Source organism: Citrobacter sp. Igbk 17, from assembly GCF_028069775.1.
GTDB lineage: Bacteria > Pseudomonadota > Gammaproteobacteria > Enterobacterales > Enterobacteriaceae > Citrobacter.
This window is the reverse complement of the sequence record NZ_JANEWI010000018.1, coordinates 45,588-61,768: the sequence shown is the minus strand read 5'-3', so window position 1 is coordinate 61,768 and position 16,181 is coordinate 45,588. Positions and strand designations below refer to the sequence as shown.

The following is a 16,181-nucleotide window of genomic DNA, read 5'->3' as shown; positions in this document are numbered from 1 at the left end:
CCTCCTTAGTCGCCTAAACCGGCAGGGTTAACTTCAGATTGCGGGATACGTTCTACCCCTTCCCCCCAGCGGTTCAGCACCTTGTCATAGTCACCATTGCCGATCACACCGTTGAGGGCAGTTTGCACCGGCAGCACCAGGCCACTGTCTTTTTTCAGCGTGACGGCAATATGTGCGGCTTTCGGCCATCCGCCATCGACGCTGCCCACCAATTGCGTTTTACCATTGAGCGCCGCTTTCCAGGCCCCAATGACATTCGGACCAAAGTAAGCATCTGCACGACCTGACTGTAGAGCCAGCGTCTGAGCAGCATCATCTTTGGTATACACTGGCGTAAACGGTTTTAATCCTTTCTTCAGATTCTCTTCGTTCCACGCCAACAGAATGGCCTCCTGATTCGTCCCTGAACCGACGATAATGCGCAGCCCGGCAATATCTTCCGCCTGTTCAATTTTCGTCAGCGTGCTGCCGGTTTTGACATAAAAACCCAGGGAGTCCTTACGATAAGTGGCAAAATCGAACTTCTCTTTCCGCGCTTTGGTCACGGTGATATTGCTGATCGCAGCATCGTATTTCCCGGACGCCACACCCAGTGGCCAGTCTTCCCATGACGTGGGTACGACATTTAGCTCCAGCCCCAGGCTATCGGCAACCAGGCGAGCAATATCGGCCTCACTGCCGATGAGCGTTTTATTATCATCGGCAAATACAGTCAGCGGCGGCTGGCTCAGTCCGGCGATAGCGACCGTGAATTTACCCGGTACAGCCAGGTGCAGGTTAGCGGGTAACTGCGCAATCGCCTGTGGATTTTTAGCCGTATTAATCGGTGTTTTATTGGCTTCCAGGCTCACGCCGGTGCCGTTGATAGTGACGTCATTTGCCCAGACAGTCGCGCTGAAAGCCAGTGACAGCGCAAGAAGTAGTGATTTTTTCTGCATAGCGTTTTTCTCTTATTGTGTGAATTGATTTGCAGGTGTTGCCAGCCCCAGGCTTGCCCGCAGCGTCGTGCCGGGATAGTCGTGGCGAAATAAACCGCGCGCCTGAAGCACGGGAATAACCTGTTCGACAAACCGTGGAAAGGTATCTGGCGTTCCCCCCTGAATGATGAAACCGTCGGCGGCTTTTTCCTCGAACCACTGCTGCAGACCATCAGCAACGTGTGCCGGTGTTCCACTAAAACGTGGTCGTGGACTGGCAGCTTCCAGCGCCACCTGACGCAGGGTTAATCCCCGCTCCCGCGCATTGCGCTTGATCTCGTCAGTGGTACTACGAAAACTGTTTTCCCCGAGGGTGCCAAGATCCGGGAACGGTGCGTCCAGCGGGTACTGGCTAAAATCGTGATGTTCAAAATAGCGTCCCAGGTAATTCAGCGCGTCGGTGATCGACACCAGTGCTGCGGTCGCCTGATACTGTTGCTCTACGTCAGCATCACTGTCGCCAACAATAATGCTGACGCCCTGGAAAATATGCAGTTCATCGGCATGACGTCCGACTGCTTCAAGCTGACTTTTTACATCCTGATAAAATGCTTTGGCTTCAGACAGCGATTCCTGATGGGTGAAAACAGCGTCCGCATGCTGCGTCGCCAATTTTTTCCCATCTTGTGATGCGCCTGCCTGAAATATAATCGGGCGACCTTGTGGGGTACGGCCAATATTTAGTGGCCCTGCCACCTGGAAATAATCACCATGATGGTTCAGGGTGTGTAATTTCTGCGGATGAAAGAATTCGCCACTTGTTTTATTACGGACAAACGCATCGTCTTCCCAGGAATCCCACAGACCTTTCACTACCTGTAAATATTCATCAGCAATGCGATAACGTTGAGCGTGCTCAGGATGCTGGGCACGGGAATAGTTTTTAGCAGAACCTTCCAGTGGGGATGTCACCACATTCCATCCGGCCCTGCCCTGGCTAAGATGATCCAGACTGGCAAACTGTCGTGCGGTAGTAAACGGCTCGCTATAAGAGGTAGAAACCGTGCCCACCAGGCCAAGATGACAGGTAACGCTTGCCAGTGCAGATAATACCGTCAGCGGCTCAAAACGATTTAAAAAATGTGGAATAGACTTTTCATTAATATACAGGCCGTCAGCGACAAAAATAAAATCCAGTTTCCCTTTCTCCGCAATATGTGCAGTCTCTTTTACAAAATCAAAATTAATACTGGCATCAGCACGCGCTGCCGGATGACGCCATGCTGACATATTCCCGGAAGCACCATGCAAAATAGTGCCCAGACGTAGTTGCCGATTTTCAGCCATAGTAACCCCTACCCAACAGGTAAATTAAAGGTGTGCGAATGCCGTTTTTGCTAAATGTGCAAAGTAGTGTGCGGCAGGTTCAATTAACCTTTCATCCGGATTAAACCCCGGATGATGTAATCCGTATTCACTGGCACTACCGATGCTAACAAACGCACCAGGTGTATTTTGCAAATAAACGGCAAAATCCTCCCCGCCCATATGCAGGTCGGCATGATGCGTCGTGTAACCGGATTGTCTGGCGACTTTGGTCGCAATATCGGCCCAGTGCGCGTCATTGACCAGGGCCGTGGGCCCGGCGTGCCAGATAACATCGATCTGTGCGCCAAAGGCGTGGGCAAACCCAGCGGCAATATCACTGACGCGTGATTTGACCTGTTGTTGCACCTCTGCGCGATGTGTCCGGAGCGTCCCTTCCAGCTCAACGGATTCCGGTAGTACATTCCATGTATTTCCCCCCTGAATTCGGGTGACGCTAAGCACCACCGAATCCAGCGTATTGACCTCACGGCTGGCGACGCTTTGTAATACCGTCACCAATTGACTGGCGAGCAGGATGGCATCTTTTCCCTCGTGCGGACGTGCCGCATGCGCGCCTTTTCCGGTAATACGCAACACAAAGCGATCCACATTGGCGTAAAACGCCCCACCTCGGGTGGCAAAATCGCCTACCGCCAACCCGGGCTCGTTGTGCATGCCAAAAATCGCGGCCACATTTTGCAGGGCTCCGGCACGGATCAGCGTTTTAGCTCCACCGAAGTTTTCTTCTGCTGGCTGAAACAAAATACGCACGCGCCCCGGTAGCATGTTTTCCTCCTGCTTAAGCAACAGTGCGGCGCCGAGCATCACGCTGGTGTGAATATCATGTCCGCAGGCATGCATCACCCCCGGCGTGACGGAGCGAAACGGTACATCCGTGTTTTCTTCGATCGGTAAAGCATCGATATCCGCCCGCAGAGCGATGACATTTTCTCCCTGACCAATTTCGGCAACGACACCCGTTTTCAGATTGAACGGCAATAGTGTGACATCTGCAGCATGCAACCAGTCACGAATACGCGCGGTTGTCGCGACTTCCTCGAGGGACAGCTCCGGGTGCTGATGTAGCTCGCGACGCCAATCGATAAGCTGTGAGGCTAATGACATCAGACAACCTCCATCGTACTGTGGGCCTGTGCCAACAGGCGTAGCGATGTCAGGCGTGCCTGACCTTCAGCCACCGGCGTATCGATAATGAACTCATCAATACCGTATTGCGCCTGCAATGAACGCAGTGTTGCCACCACCTCCTGGGCGCTCCCCTGCAGTAGCGCCTGCTCACGCCGGGCAATTGTTCGCGGTGCGCTGCCCGCCTGCGCGGCGAAAGCCAGCGCCTGCTCTCCACTGGCGACGGTGACGCGTTGTCCGTCCTCCAACTCGACGCCCCAGATTTGTACCTCTTCCGCCAGTTGCGCAGCTATATCACTGCTGTCAGCCACAATAACCTGCACGGCGACAATCGTTGGCCGTGAACTGTTGGCCTGCCAGAAGCTCAGCACCTCATGCAGTAACGCTTTATCGCCGTTTAGGTGCGCCGCGAAAATAAAGTTCCAGTCAGACTCTGCCGCCAGACGTGCACTTTCTACGCTCGCGCCCAGCACAAATCTTTGCGGCGGCGAAGGCGGTAGCGGTGTCGGGAATACTGCCTGCCCACTTTCTGTCCCGGTCAGTGCCAGCCAGGCATTCAGTTGAGTAAGCTGGTCGGCAAAACTGCCTTTTTCTTCCTGATGCAGAGCCACCTGCAGTGCCTGTGTTGACAGCGGTAAGCCGCCTGGTGCTTTCCCAACCCCAAGATCGACACGTCCTGGTGCCAGTGAGGCCAGAAGATTAAAGTTTTCCGCTACTTTGTAGGGGCTATAGTGTTGCAGCATGACGCCACCGGAGCCCACACGAATGTGCTGGGTTTGTCCCAGTATCCAGGCGATCACCAGTTCCGGTGATGGGCTGGCAAGTTGCGGCGTATTGTGATGCTCAGCTATCCAAAAACGATGATATCCCCACTCTTCTGCGCGTTGTGCCAGGCGCAGCGTACGGGCCAGTGCGGTTGCGGCAGTTTCACCTTCCCCGATGGGGCTTTTATCCAGAATACTCAGGCGATATGACATGTTGCAGGCCTATATTTGTTAACATGTCAGTATTATTAAATTATCAAATAACCATATAGAAACATTTAATTCACATTTGCTCAGCTAAAAAACAGATAACCAACCCCGCAGCGATCAGGGATAACGTTCATACCAACAGGAGTCAAACTTCCGGTTTTTAACGCGGCACTATGCAGAAAAAATGGCTTGTATTTGCATACTACAAAATATAATAGGTTTTTTATTGATACCGGGGAGACGGCAACATCCTTTTCCGTTTGATTTATTTTTGCATGCGTGTTCAGTATTGAATTTAATTTAAGTCAGACTAAACACCTGTTTGTGTTATGCGCTTGTATTGATTGTTTCATTTTTATGAAAGAGACATGGGTTCCGCGCATTAATTTTTTTATTTTAAATACTTTCACAGAACTGATGATTAGTAGAGAATGCAGCGTTTCTTATTAAAATGGTTTAAAACAGCTTTTTAATATCCCCTGGAATTATTACGGGGATCTTTGTATGAATTATACATACCATCATGGGGCCTTTATGAAAAGTAACATGCCCGTTACACAAATTGAGCACACACTTAACGGCAAAACGACGCTGCTATCGACAACAGATAAAGAGAGTCATATTACCTATGCAAACTCCGCGTTTATCGATGCCAGTGGTTTTAACGAAAGTCAATTAATGGGTGAACCGCATAATATTATTCGCCATCCGGATATGCCGCCAGCCGCGTTTGCTGACATGTGGTACACGTTGCAGCAGGGTGACAGCTGGACGGGAATGGTGAAAAACCGGCGTCAAAACGGTGACCACTACTGGGTACGCGCCAACGTCACGCCCGTTTGGCACAATGAAAAGTTAACGGGTTACATCTCAGTGCGTACTGTTCCTTCGCGAGACGAAATATCTCAGAGTGAGCAACTGTATGAAAAAATAAATAATCAACAACTTAGCGGCTTCCGTCTTTTTAAGGGTATTATCATTCGCCGTGGCATATTGGCATGGACTTCAATGTTTAAATGGTTGAGCATTAGTCAACGCGTCAATTATGCTTTGGGAGTCGTTGCCCTGCTCTCTTTGTTATTAATCTTCACCCCCGTAAATCACTTTATTCAATCCGGCGGTTTACTGGCGTTATTTCTGTTATTCGCCATTTACCTTAAGTGCCAAATTTGTCAGCCAGTTAATACACTATTGACTCAAATGAAGAAAGTCGTATCCGGACGAAAACCCGATAACTGCCATTTAAATCGTGTAGATGAAATTGGCATGTTAATGCGACTGGTTAATCAATCCGGACTTAATCTAAATTCACTGGTTGATGATGTCAGTACGCAAATATCCGGAATTCGGGCCATCAGCCAACGCGTTTCAAAAGAAGGTATCGCGTTACATACACGTTCTGAAGAAACATCCGCAGACCTTCAGCAAACCGCTGCCGCCATCGAAGAAATTGGTAGTGCAGTGCAGCAAACTGCAGAAACGGCCGCTCACACCATGACGATGGCCGATAAAACCAGCACCAATGCCGCTGAAGGCGGCGATATTATGAAACAAACTATCGCCATGATGCAGGCGATCTCTCGTGATAATGGTCAGATTGTCGACATCATTGGCGTAATTGATAGCATCGCCTTCCAGACAAATATTCTGGCGCTCAACGCGGCTGTTGAGGCGGCACGTGCCGGAGAATCCGGGCGCGGTTTTGCCGTCGTGGCCGCGGAGGTGCGCAATCTTGCGCAACACTCTGCATCAGCGGCAAAAGAGATCAAACAGCTTATTGAGAAGAACGTCGCTAACGTCAATACCGGCGTAAAAATGGTTGAACAGACGGAGACGCATCTCACCGGGATGATCAGCGATGTGTTACAGATGTCGATGATGATTAAAGACATTAGTCTGGCAACGCGGGAGCAAACTCAGGCGCTGGATCTGATTAATGATTCCATTTCGCGTGTCGGTACCATGACACACAATAATGCCGAGATGGTGGAGCGTGTCACTGACGCGACTGCCGATTTAACGCAGCGCTCATCGCGATTGCAACAGGCCGTACAGGTCTTTGGCGTGTCGGCGTAAGGCAAACAGCGCTCATTCTGCTGACGATCAGGATGAGCGCCTTCTTTCACATTACCCACCGCCTCTATTTTTACTGAATCGAGTCCACATCCCGTCAATTCAGGCCGCAGAAAAAAACCACTTCCCCTGTGTCCAGGCTTTGCGTCACTTATCAATTGAATGTAGGATGCTCGGCCGACAGTTTTCCCGCGGTAACACAATGAAGGGTAACGCTGTTTTCGCTGCAACTGCTGCGGCAAAAAGGATTTTGTAAATTAGTCAGGTTAACAGGAAACGTAATGAACACACACAACACGCAAGCCGCGGAACAACACGCGGCGAAACGACGCTGGTTGAATGCTCACGAAGAGGGGTATCACAAAGCGATGGGTAACCGGCAGGTACAAATGATCGCCATTGGCGGTGCTATTGGTACCGGGTTATTTTTAGGGGCTGGCGCACGTTTACAAATGGCCGGACCCGCTTTAGCACTGGTCTATCTGGTCTGCGGTATTTTTTCATTCTTCATTCTGCGGGCACTCGGGGAACTGGTTTTACACCGCCCTTCCAGCGGCAGCTTTGTCTCTTATGCCCGCGAATTTTTAGGTGAGAAAGCAGCCTATGTAGCTGGCTGGATGTACTTCATCAACTGGGCGATGACCGGAATCGTGGATATCACGGCCGTAGCCTTGTATATGCACTACTGGGGCGCATTTGGTGATGTACCGCAATGGGTGTTTGCCCTCGGCGCGTTGGCCATTGTCGGCACCATGAACATGATCGGCGTAAAGTGGTTTGCAGAGATGGAGTTCTGGTTTGCACTGGTCAAAGTGCTGGCTATCGTTATCTTCCTGGTCGTCGGGACTGTTTTTTTGGGCACGGGAAAACCGCTGGATGGTAACGCCACGGGCTTTCATTTGATCACCGATAATGGTGGTTTTTTCCCGCATGGCCTGCTGCCAGCGCTGGTACTGGTCCAGGGTGTCGTCTTTGCATTTGCCTCCATTGAACTGGTAGGCACAGCGGCTGGTGAGTGCAAAGATCCGCAGACGATGGTACCAAAAGCGATTAACAGCGTTATCTGGCGAATTGGCCTGTTCTATGTGGGTTCAGTGGTGTTGCTGGTCATGCTGCTGCCGTGGAATGCCTATCAGGCAGGTCAAAGCCCGTTTGTTACCTTCTTTTCCAAACTCGGCGTTCCCTATATTGGCAGTATTATGAATATCGTGGTGCTTACCGCTGCGCTTTCCAGCCTCAACTCGGGGTTGTACTGCACCGGTCGTATTTTGCGCTCAATGTCGATGGGCGGTTCCGCGCCAAAATTTATGGCCAAAATGAGCCGTCAACACGTACCTTATGCCGGGATACTTGCCACGCTTGTCGTGTACGTCGTCGGGGTTTTTCTCAACTACCTGGTGCCTTCGCAGGTGTTCGAGATCGTGCTTAACTTTGCCTCGCTGGGCATCATTGCATCGTGGGCATTCATTATGGTGTGCCAGATGCGTCTGCGCCGGGCCATTAAAGATGGCAAAGCGGCAGACGTTCACTTCAAACTGCCTGGTGCGCCGTTTACGTCCTGGTTAACACTGTTGTTTTTACTGGCTGTGCTGGTGCTGATGGCGTTTGACTATCCGAATGGGACCTACACTATCGCCTCATTACCGCTGATTGCCATTCTGCTGGTCGCTGGCTGGTTTGGTGTACGTAAACGCGTCGCGGAAATCCACCGTACCGCGCCGTAACGCTTTAAGGTAGGTCAGATTTCTGACCTACCCATTTGAGCGACTTAGTTTGCTTCAATTAGCTGAGCAACATCATTGCTGTTAATTTCCCGCGCATTCCCGTCCTGATCGGTATAGCTGGTCATTCCCGTATCTTTATCCAGTTTTGGTTTGCCCTGGGTGGTAATAGTTTGTCCGCTTTTCGTCGTCATGACGTAATCGGTGGTACAGCCAGCCAGCGTAAACAGCATTACGCCCGCACAAAGACAGATTAATGGCTTTTTCATGGTATTCCTGTGTTATTCAGTTAGCCGTTGAGGGCGTAGTGTAAGTCTCTGAAGTTTGTCAGGCTACCGATGGGGTGTAACGAGGCGTATCGTGGGGTATAGAGAAATGACAGGAGGGGTTGCCCCCTCCGAATAATTACAGGGCGATACGAATAACATCGTCTGGTTGAGTCGCTTCCTGCTCGCGTGTGGATTTCTGTTTCACACTCACGTACAGGGTTTTGCCATCGGCAGAGAGCGCCAGGCTGTTTGGGAACGTCGGGGTATCGAAGGTTTTAACCACTTTATAGCTTTTCGCGTCGATCACGCTGACTTTACCGGCCTGACGGTGGGTTACATAGGCTTCATTGCGTGTCGGGTTGAACAGTACGGCCAGAGATTCCGGTGCGGCAACTTTTGCCAGCACATTGCCGTTACGGGTATCGATAACCAGCACTTCCGCCGCTTTGGAGTCAGTGACAAACGCACGATGACCGGCCGTATCCAGGCTCAGGTTAATGAAGAAGTGCTCTTTGCCATCGTCCAGCAGTTTTTTGCGGCTAAGAATTTTGTTGGTGGCGGTATCAATGGTAATGAATTCGCCATCGGCATTGGCGGTATACAGGCGTTTAGCCTTGCTGTCGACGGCCAGTGCAGTGCTCATTTTACCGGTATTTGGAATAGTGTCCTGAAGTTTAACCGTCTCACCGTCCACGACCCAAATCACGCTATCCTTACCAATTCCGCTGATATATACCTTGTTGGTGGCGTCATCGGCGACCAGTTCACGAGGCTGCAGCGGACGGGCGTCTTCAGAACGTTTACGCGCATCCAGTACCAGGCGCCCTTTCACCTCACCGGTTTTCGCATCAATCGCCGTCACCGCGCTATTCACGGTATTACCAAACCACAGCGTTTGCGTCGCGTTATTGATGGTCGCGCCAAACGGTTTGAGATCGTTATGAATAACCTGAGTCACTTCAAGCGTCACCGGATCAAGACGGTAAACTATCCCACCTTTATCCAGCTTACGACTCTGCGAGGTGGCCAGCCACAGTGCGTTTTCCTGCTGGCTGTACGCCATTTCGTAGGCGCCTTTACCTACGCCTTTGCGCAGCAGTTCTTCCGCAGCCTGCGTGCTAAATGATGATGCAACGAGCAGTGAACCTAACAGTAAAGAACCACGCAGGCGCGGTGAAAACAGATGACGTAAAGACATGACGACTCCCTTTGATAAATTCAGTTGTTACTGCTTCACATAGCTTCAATGAGCAAAATCATGGTTTTGCCTTTTTAAGAATGAGAATAGTAATCATTATTTATCGCAAAGTGGAGTGTTTATTCACTTTCGGTGAAAACCTTCTTATTTTCTCCATGAATACTCGCTTGCGGCGAAATCAATATCAAAACAGATTGGCTCTATACCCCGTGCCGAATGGCGGCGTTGACGCCAAATCCGGCCTACATTTGAGTACTGTGTAGGCCAGATAAGCGAAGTGCCATCAGGCTGTTACCGCCTTTAACCCCTTCGTATCACTCTTCAGCAAGACGAATCACGACCTTGCCAAAGTTTTTACCGGTCAGCAGACCAATAAAGGTCTCCGGTGCATTTTCCAGCCCCTCAGTGACTTGCTCACGATAGTGGATCTTGCCTTCCTGAACCCAGCGCCCCATTTCTCGCTGAAATTCATGAATGCGGTGACCATAATCCTGACCAATGATAAAGCCCTGCAAGCGGATACGTTTTTTCAGTAACGTGGCCATAAGCAGCGGTAAACGGTCTGGGCCCGCCGGCAGTGATGTGGCGTTATAACCGCTCACCAGGCCACACAGCGGAATACGCGCGGAGGTGTTAAGTAACGGCAAAACGGCGTCAAAAACTTTGCCGCCGACGTTTTCATAATAGATATCGATACCCTGCGGACAGGCTTGTGCCAGTTGGCGTGCGAAATCGGGGGCATGGTGATCGAGACAAATATCAAAGCCCAACACGTCGGTAGCATGGCGGCATTTCTCAGCCCCACCTGCCACACCAACGACCCGACAGCCCTTCAGCTTGCCGATCTGACCCACGGTTGCGCCAACAGGTCCGGTTGCCGCAGCAACAACCAGTGTCTCACCGGCTTTGGGCTGGCCAATATCCAGCAGCCCCATATACGCCGTAAAACCCGGCATCCCCAGCAGACCAAGCGCCCAGGAAGGATGCTCAGGGTGATCGCCTAACTTTACCAAATCAGAACCATTAGAGATGGCGAAGTCCTGCCAGCCGCTATAGCTCAGCACCCATTCACCGGGTTTAAAATCCGAATGATTCGATGCCACGACCCGACTGACCGTGCCACCCACCATCACGGCACCAATCTCAACCGGAGGCGAATAAGACGGCTCGTCGCTCATACGTCCACGCATATAGGGATCGAGTGAGAGGTAGACGTTACGCAGTAGTACCTCTCCGTCACCGGGCGTCGCGATGGCCTCTTCTTCAAGACGGAAGTTACCGGGCACCGGTGCGCCATGCGGGCGTGACGCCAGAACCCAGCGACGATTGCGTTGCATTTGTTGACCCATTGATGTTCTCCTCTGCTTTTGGCATGAATCCATCAATAGTAGACGCGCTATCTCTGTGATGCTTTCACATTAATTGCCTGCATGGTTTAACCGCACGACCAGATAAACGCAGGACTGTGCGGTTTCATTGATAAACCGACAGTCGTTTGGCGGCCCCAGCTCCAGGCAATCCCCGGCTTTCATTTCGTGGCGTGTATCACCTTCCACAAACACCAATTCTCCCTGCTGCAACCAGAGAAGCTGTCGGGCCTGCACGTAGGAAGAGGCGGGCATCGGGATATCACTGCCCGCCGGTAATTCGATTTGCACCAGATCGATAGGCAGATCGCTGCGCGGAGAAACGTGGCGGCGCAAATAGTGGCTTTGCGGATCGTGCCAGACCGGCTGGTCGGCGAAACGCAGCAGTTTACCCTCCTGCATTTCAGCCCGGGCAATCAGCGTGGACATGCTGATACCAAACGCACCGGAAAGCCGTCCCAGTAGCGTCGCCGTTGGACTGCTCTCTCCGCGTTCTATTTTATGGATCATCGCCCGCGACACCCCTGCACGTTCGGCAAGTTCCGTCAGCGACCAGCCGCGAGATTCACGCTCAATGCGAATTCTTGCACTGATCCGTTGATTTATGCTGTCTTCAATAGTATTCATATTGTAATACTATAGTGAACAAGCCCTGAGGTTCAACATGTCAATTCGATTTGCCAGCAAAGACGACTGCGTCGCCATCGCAGAAATCTACAATCACGCCGTACTGCATACGGCCGCAATCTGGAACGATCAAACGGTCGATGCCGAAAACCGCATCTCCTGGTATGAAGCTCGTCAACTGATGGGGTATCCGGTGCTGGTAAGTGAAGAGAATGGTGTCGTTACGGGGTACGCCTCTTTTGGCGACTGGCGCAACTTTGATGGTTTCCGTCATACCGTCGAACATTCAGTGTACGTGCACCCGGAACATCAGGGAAAAGGGCTGGGGCGCAAGCTGCTCAGCAGACTCATTGAAGAAGCGCGCGCGTGTGGCAAGCATGTCATGGTGGCAGGTATCGAGTCGCAAAATCAGGCATCGCTCCACCTGCATAGCACGCTGGGGTTCAATATTACCGCGCAGATGCCCCAGGTCGGGACTAAATTTGGTCGTTGGCTGGATCTGACTTTTATGCAGCTGCAGTTAGATGACCGCAGCGAACCGGATGCGCGTGGATGAATCAGACGCTGACCCTCTCCTTTCTGATTGCCGCAGGTATTGGTCTGGTGGTGCAAAACACGTTGATGGTGCGCATTACCCAGACGTCTTCGACAATCCTTATTGCTATGCTGCTTAACTCACTGGTCGGGATCGTCCTGTTTGTCAGCATACTGTGGTTTAAACAAGGTGCGGCGGGGTTTGGCGAACTGGTTTCCAGCGTGCGCTGGTGGACATTGATCCCGGGTTTACTGGGATCGTTCTTTGTTTTTGCCAGTATCAGCGGATACCAAAACGTAGGTGCCGCCACCACCATCGCGGTGCTGGTCGCCAGCCAGCTTATTGGCGGTCTGGTGCTGGATATTCTGCGTAGCCAGGGTGTACCGCTTCGCGCGCTAATAGGCCCGGTATGCGGTGCGATATTGCTGGTAGTGGGTGCCTGGCTGGTGGCAAGACGTTCGTTTTAAGCCTGATAGCGTTTCGCTTATCAGGCCTACGGAACGCCGGATAAGGTGTGAACACCGCCATCCGGCAAGGAAAAATCAAAGAATAGAGCCGCCTTTGGTCAGTTGCTCACGACGCGCTTCCATATCTTCTTTATGCTGCCGCCCATGATGTGCGATTGCTGTACGCAAACGTTGTTGCTGGGTGTAACGATCTTCCCGGCTCAGCGCAACATCATCGCTCAGTTCAATCAGCAATTCATTCATATGCGTAATGACGCTGTCTTCAATGGCGGCATCAACACGTGCGCTGACCTCATCCAGATGCGACATACTCCCTCCTTAACGTATTAATTTAATTTCGCTTTTGAAAAATCACTGCCCATCAGGCTAACGCTGTATCCGCTGACGTTACTGCGTGTAGCATAGAAGGTTTTGCCATTCGCCAGCGCAATCCACGGAGCCTGCTGATAGAAAATTTCCTGCGACTGCTGGTAAAGCGCGGCGCGCTCTTGCGGTTTGCTCACCAGTTTCGCCTTTTGAACCAGCGAATTATACTCTTTATCACACCAGCGCGCGGCGTTTGATCCGGTTTTAATGCTGTCGCAACCCAGCAGAACATCAGCAAAGTTATCCGGATCACCGTTATCTGACATCCAGCCAAACAACGCAGTATCGTGCTCGCCTTTACGCATCCCGGAGAGATATTCCCCCCATTCCCAGGAGACGATTTTCGCTTTCACACCGACTTTTGCCCAGTCGCTTTGAATCATCTCAGCAATACGACGAGAGTTCGGGTTATAGGGGCGCTGTACTGGCATAGACCACAATGTCGCTTCAAAACCGTTTTCCAGCCCTGCTTTCTTCAGCAGTTCTTTCGCTTTCTGTGGGTCGTAATCATAATCTTTCAGGTCTTTGTTGAAGCCCATCATATTCGGCGGGATTGGCGATTTCGCCACCGTGCCGGAACCTAAAAAGACCGCGTTAATAATGGCTTTTTTATCTGTCGCATAGTTCAGCGCCTGGCGCACCAGTACGTTATCAAACGGCTTTTTCTCCGTATTAAACGCCAGATAACCGACATTCAACGCTTCGACCGAATGCAGCGTCAGATCCTTGTTCTTTTTGATTTCATCAAACTGCACCGGTGCTGGCGCAGGAATAATCTGGCATTCGTTGGTTTGCAGTTTCGCCAGTCGCGTCTGTACGTTTGGTGTGATGGAGAAAATCAGATGTTTCGTTGGCACCGCACCATCCCAATAGTTCGGGTTTGCCAGATAGCGGATTTGTGAATCCTGCTTGTACTGTTGCAAGACATAAGGCCCGGTACCAATCGGCCAGTTATCGACGTTTTCCGGCGTGCCTTTTTTCAGCATCTCATCGGCATATTCTGCCGAAAGAATAGAGGCAAAATCCATCCCCCAGTCAGCAAGAAATGCGGCGTTGGGCTCGTTCAGGACAAACTGAACATGATAATCATCAACCTTCTTAACCTCTTTAATCAGTTTGTCCAGGCCAACATCGTTGAAATATTCATAGCTACCCTGTGAAACCTTATGGTACGGATGATCAGCATCTTTCTGGCGTAATACCGAGAAAACGACGTCATCGGCATTGAAATCACGGGTAGGTTTAAAGAACTTATTACTATTGAACTTCACGCCCTGACGCAGGGTAAATGTGTAGGTCTTGCCGTCGGGGGAAATTGTCCACTCCGTTGCCAGAGACGGGACCGGGGTATTTTTGACCGGATCGAAGTTGATCAATCGGTTGTACAACACCTGTGAACTGGCGACAAACGACGGACCTGAACTGGCAATTTGGGGGTTAAATGATTCCGGCGATGCTTCAGAACAGTAAACAATGGTATCAGTACTGGCGGCATAGGCAGCGCCTGTTGGTAAGACGGCGCTGAGTGCCAGCGCGAGCAGCGTTTTCCTTGCAATCATGGTTATAAGCCTTCTTCTTTTATTATTTACTCGTCTATCAGAGCATAGCTGGCAAAGACGCACTAATAACAAATCTCTATCAGGTTATTCTAATCTGGTGGTTTTCGCTGATTAATTCATCATCGCAGGCGAAATAATTTACCTTAAGTCTTTTTCAAAACGTCAAGATTTTTCCCGATACTCTATGCCATGAAAATTCGCCCCTTTTTGCCTCTCTTCCGACGTTTGCTTACTTTTATTCCCCGTAAAGTAGATGTGTGAAGAAGTCTAAGGGGCAATTACGTGGCAAAAACTCTCTTGCGCAGCGGCAATTTGGATGACTATCAGGCCGTGGGTGGCGGTGGTCAGGCCGTGTTTGATTCAGCACTACAAATTCGTGAAACGCTTCGTCTGCGTAAACAACAGGCGATGGCGGATTGTCTGGCAATCCCACAAGTTAACGACAGTGGCGATCGGGTGGACTGGTACTCCCCGATTGAAGGAAAGGCTGTCGCGTGGAAAGCCGCTGATGAAGATGCGCGTTTTCGGGCTCTGCGCTATCTGTCCAGTACGCTGGAGAATGCCGCGGCCCTGAGTCGAAAAAGCCTGCAATCAGGTAAAACTTCCCTGCAACTGTTTGGTTCACTACTCGACAAAGCCATCCAGTTTCCAGGTGAGAACCACGTGTTCCTGGTTGATGGCAAACCCGTCATTACGTTCTGGGGCTTCGTCAATCTAAATGAAAACACCCGTGACGATGTACTCGATTGCCTGCGTCATACCGATGTTCCACCCGTTGTAGTGGCACCTGAACCGGAGCCGGAAGCCGAAGAAATCCCGGCGGAAATCACTTTCGCCGAGGCCGATACCCCGCTGCTTACAACGGCTATTGAGCTACCGAAACCCGCTGATCCCGAACCCTCCCCCCCGGTCATCGTGAGTGAGCCAGAGATCGCGCCACCGCCAGTTCAGCGTAAGCCCACGCGTCGCCTGCCGCTGTGGAGCCTGCCCGTTGCTGCGGCAGTCATTGCCGCCATTGCAGGGCCGCTATTGTGGAAACAGTACGCAGAATCTCCCGCACCTGCGGTTGCCCCCATTGACGTTGCAAAGGGAGACAGTACCCCCCTGCCTGAACTAACACCTTCACTGCCGCTGCATCGGGCTGAAGTCATTCCACCGGTGAAAAAAGAGAAGCCCGTAGAAGGACCGGTGGTCATTGCCGCTATCCCGAAAGATGCGTTGGTAATGGATGCCAACCAGATGAAGGCTGGTACAACACGTTTTCTTAACGGCAACTGGCGTGTGCTGGTCGATATAAAAGATCCGGTCAGTGGTAAGGCCCCGTCGCTGCGTTATCAAATTCAGGCCAATAAAGGCACTGCGCGCGTGGTGCATGGCGACAATATCGTTTGTCGCGCCGAGATTTTCTCTGGTTTGCATCAATCGGGCGAATTAATGATTAAGAGTCGCGGGAATGCCCGTTGCACGGACGGTTCGCGATACCCCATGCCCGAAATCACCTGTAAAGCAGGGACAAACGACGTCGCAGCTTGTACCGCGCGTTATGACGAACACGCGGATATCCCTTTGACGATCAAAAAGATAGGTGCCTGAT

Annotated in this window: 13 protein-coding genes and 1 pseudogene; 5 read left to right on the top strand and 9 right to left on the bottom strand. The window is 51.3% G+C overall.

What is annotated here, in order from left to right; all coding sequences use genetic code 11:
• Positions 1–5: 5 nt before the first annotated feature.
• From NNO08_RS12625 to NNO08_RS12615, 3 genes and pseudogenes are all read right to left on the bottom strand, one after another.
• Positions 6–2,264: pseudogene (locus NNO08_RS12625) on the bottom strand (NtaA/DmoA family FMN-dependent monooxygenase).
• 24 nt (positions 2,265–2,288) lie between these two features.
• On the bottom strand, positions 2,289–3,410 hold the full coding sequence (locus NNO08_RS12620; RefSeq protein WP_271456849.1) for an amidohydrolase: 1,122 nt from the start codon (positions 3,408–3,410) through the stop codon (positions 2,289–2,291).
• Entirely contained in the window at positions 3,410–4,408 is a 999-nt protein-coding gene (locus tag NNO08_RS12615; RefSeq protein WP_271456848.1) for an MsnO8 family LLM class oxidoreductase, read from the bottom strand. Before NNO08_RS12615 ends, NNO08_RS12620 begins: the two co-directional genes overlap by 1 nt.
• Positions 4,409–4,939: 531 nt before the next feature.
• On the opposite strand from NNO08_RS12615, the gene NNO08_RS12610 reads away from it, so the two are divergent.
• The gene (locus tag NNO08_RS12610; protein ID WP_271456847.1) at positions 4,940–6,481 is read left to right on the top strand and encodes a methyl-accepting chemotaxis protein; all 1,542 of its coding nucleotides are present in this window, start codon (positions 4,940–4,942) and stop codon (positions 6,479–6,481) included.
• Positions 6,482–6,759: 278 nt separating this feature from the next.
• A complete protein-coding gene (gene ansP / locus NNO08_RS12605) occupies positions 6,760–8,202 on the top strand; it encodes an L-asparagine permease (RefSeq protein ID WP_121584666.1) in 1,443 nt (480 codons plus the stop codon).
• 44 nt (positions 8,203–8,246) lie between these two features.
• Here the strand turns inward: ansP and NNO08_RS12600 are convergent, their stop codons facing one another.
• The 4 genes from NNO08_RS12600 to NNO08_RS12585 all read right to left on the bottom strand — a co-directional run bounded on the left by NNO08_RS12600 (position 8,247) and on the right by NNO08_RS12585 (position 11,660).
• Complete coding sequence (locus NNO08_RS12600; protein ID WP_043016274.1) at positions 8,247–8,468, bottom strand: YgdI/YgdR family lipoprotein; 222 nt, start codon at positions 8,466–8,468, stop codon at positions 8,247–8,249.
• A gap of 136 nt (positions 8,469–8,604) precedes the next feature.
• Positions 8,605–9,666: a 7-bladed beta-propeller protein YncE gene (gene yncE, locus NNO08_RS12595; protein WP_271456846.1), complete on the bottom strand. Its 1,062-nt coding sequence runs from the start codon at positions 9,664–9,666 to the stop codon at positions 8,605–8,607.
• 314 nt (positions 9,667–9,980) lie between these two features.
• Positions 9,981–11,015 (bottom strand): NADP-dependent oxidoreductase, encoded by a 1,035-nt coding sequence (locus tag NNO08_RS12590; protein WP_271441625.1) that lies wholly within the window; start codon positions 11,013–11,015, stop codon positions 9,981–9,983.
• A gap of 69 nt (positions 11,016–11,084) precedes the next feature.
• Entirely contained in the window at positions 11,085–11,660 is a 576-nt protein-coding gene (locus NNO08_RS12585; protein ID WP_048211614.1) for a helix-turn-helix domain-containing protein, read from the bottom strand.
• Between the two features lie 37 nt (positions 11,661–11,697).
• Between NNO08_RS12585 and NNO08_RS12580 the strand changes: the two genes are divergently transcribed.
• Both NNO08_RS12580 and NNO08_RS12575 read left to right on the top strand, forming a co-directional pair.
• Positions 11,698–12,216 carry a GNAT family N-acetyltransferase gene (locus NNO08_RS12580; RefSeq protein ID WP_271456845.1) on the top strand — a complete coding sequence of 173 codons (519 nt, stop codon included), beginning with the start codon at positions 11,698–11,700 and terminating at the stop codon, positions 12,214–12,216.
• A complete protein-coding gene (locus NNO08_RS12575) occupies positions 12,213–12,662 on the top strand; it encodes a DMT family transporter (RefSeq protein WP_271456844.1) in 450 nt (149 codons plus the stop codon). Before NNO08_RS12580 ends, NNO08_RS12575 begins: the two co-directional genes overlap by 4 nt.
• Positions 12,663–12,737: 75 nt before the next feature.
• Here the strand turns inward: NNO08_RS12575 and NNO08_RS12570 are convergent, their stop codons facing one another.
• Together NNO08_RS12570 and NNO08_RS12565 are read right to left on the bottom strand one after the other, a co-directional pair.
• The gene (locus NNO08_RS12570; protein ID WP_005126760.1) at positions 12,738–12,971 is read right to left on the bottom strand and encodes a YdcY family protein; all 234 of its coding nucleotides are present in this window, start codon (positions 12,969–12,971) and stop codon (positions 12,738–12,740) included.
• Between the two features lie 17 nt (positions 12,972–12,988).
• Positions 12,989–14,587: an ABC transporter substrate-binding protein gene (locus NNO08_RS12565; RefSeq protein WP_271448818.1), complete on the bottom strand. Its 1,599-nt coding sequence runs from the start codon at positions 14,585–14,587 to the stop codon at positions 12,989–12,991.
• Between the two features lie 282 nt (positions 14,588–14,869).
• Here NNO08_RS12565 and NNO08_RS12560 point away from each other — a divergent pair, with 282 nt between their 5' ends.
• Positions 14,870–16,180 (top strand): SrfA family protein, encoded by a 1,311-nt coding sequence (locus NNO08_RS12560; RefSeq protein WP_271456843.1) that lies wholly within the window; start codon positions 14,870–14,872, stop codon positions 16,178–16,180.
• The last annotated feature ends 1 nt before the right edge of the window (position 16,181 follow it).

Excerpts from the sequence above, each read along its gene's own strand:
- NNO08_RS12620 (WP_271456849.1), bottom strand. The coding sequence starts at position 3,410 with ATGTCATTAGCCTCACAGCTTATCGATTGGCGTCGCGAGCTACATCAG.
- NNO08_RS12570 (WP_005126760.1), bottom strand. The coding sequence starts at position 12,971 with ATGTCGCATCTGGATGAGGTCAGCGCACGTGTTGATGCCGCCATTGAA.
- NNO08_RS12575 (WP_271456844.1), top strand. The coding sequence starts at position 12,213 with ATGAATCAGACGCTGACCCTCTCCTTTCTGATTGCCGCAGGTATTGGT.
- NNO08_RS12610 (WP_271456847.1), top strand. The coding sequence starts at position 4,940 with ATGAAAAGTAACATGCCCGTTACACAAATTGAGCACACACTTAACGGC.
- NNO08_RS12585 (WP_048211614.1), bottom strand. The coding sequence starts at position 11,660 with ATGAATACTATTGAAGACAGCATAAATCAACGGATCAGTGCAAGAATT.
- yncE (WP_271456846.1), bottom strand. The coding sequence starts at position 9,666 with ATGTCTTTACGTCATCTGTTTTCACCGCGCCTGCGTGGTTCTTTACTG.
- NNO08_RS12615 (WP_271456848.1), bottom strand. The coding sequence starts at position 4,408 with ATGTCATATCGCCTGAGTATTCTGGATAAAAGCCCCATCGGGGAAGGT.
- NNO08_RS12565 (WP_271448818.1), bottom strand. The coding sequence starts at position 14,587 with ATGATTGCAAGGAAAACGCTGCTCGCGCTGGCACTCAGCGCCGTCTTA.
- ansP (WP_121584666.1), top strand. The coding sequence starts at position 6,760 with ATGAACACACACAACACGCAAGCCGCGGAACAACACGCGGCGAAACGA.
- NNO08_RS12580 (WP_271456845.1), top strand. The coding sequence starts at position 11,698 with ATGTCAATTCGATTTGCCAGCAAAGACGACTGCGTCGCCATCGCAGAA.
- NNO08_RS12600 (WP_043016274.1), bottom strand. The coding sequence starts at position 8,468 with ATGAAAAAGCCATTAATCTGTCTTTGTGCGGGCGTAATGCTGTTTACG.
- NNO08_RS12590 (WP_271441625.1), bottom strand. The coding sequence starts at position 11,015 with ATGGGTCAACAAATGCAACGCAATCGTCGCTGGGTTCTGGCGTCACGC.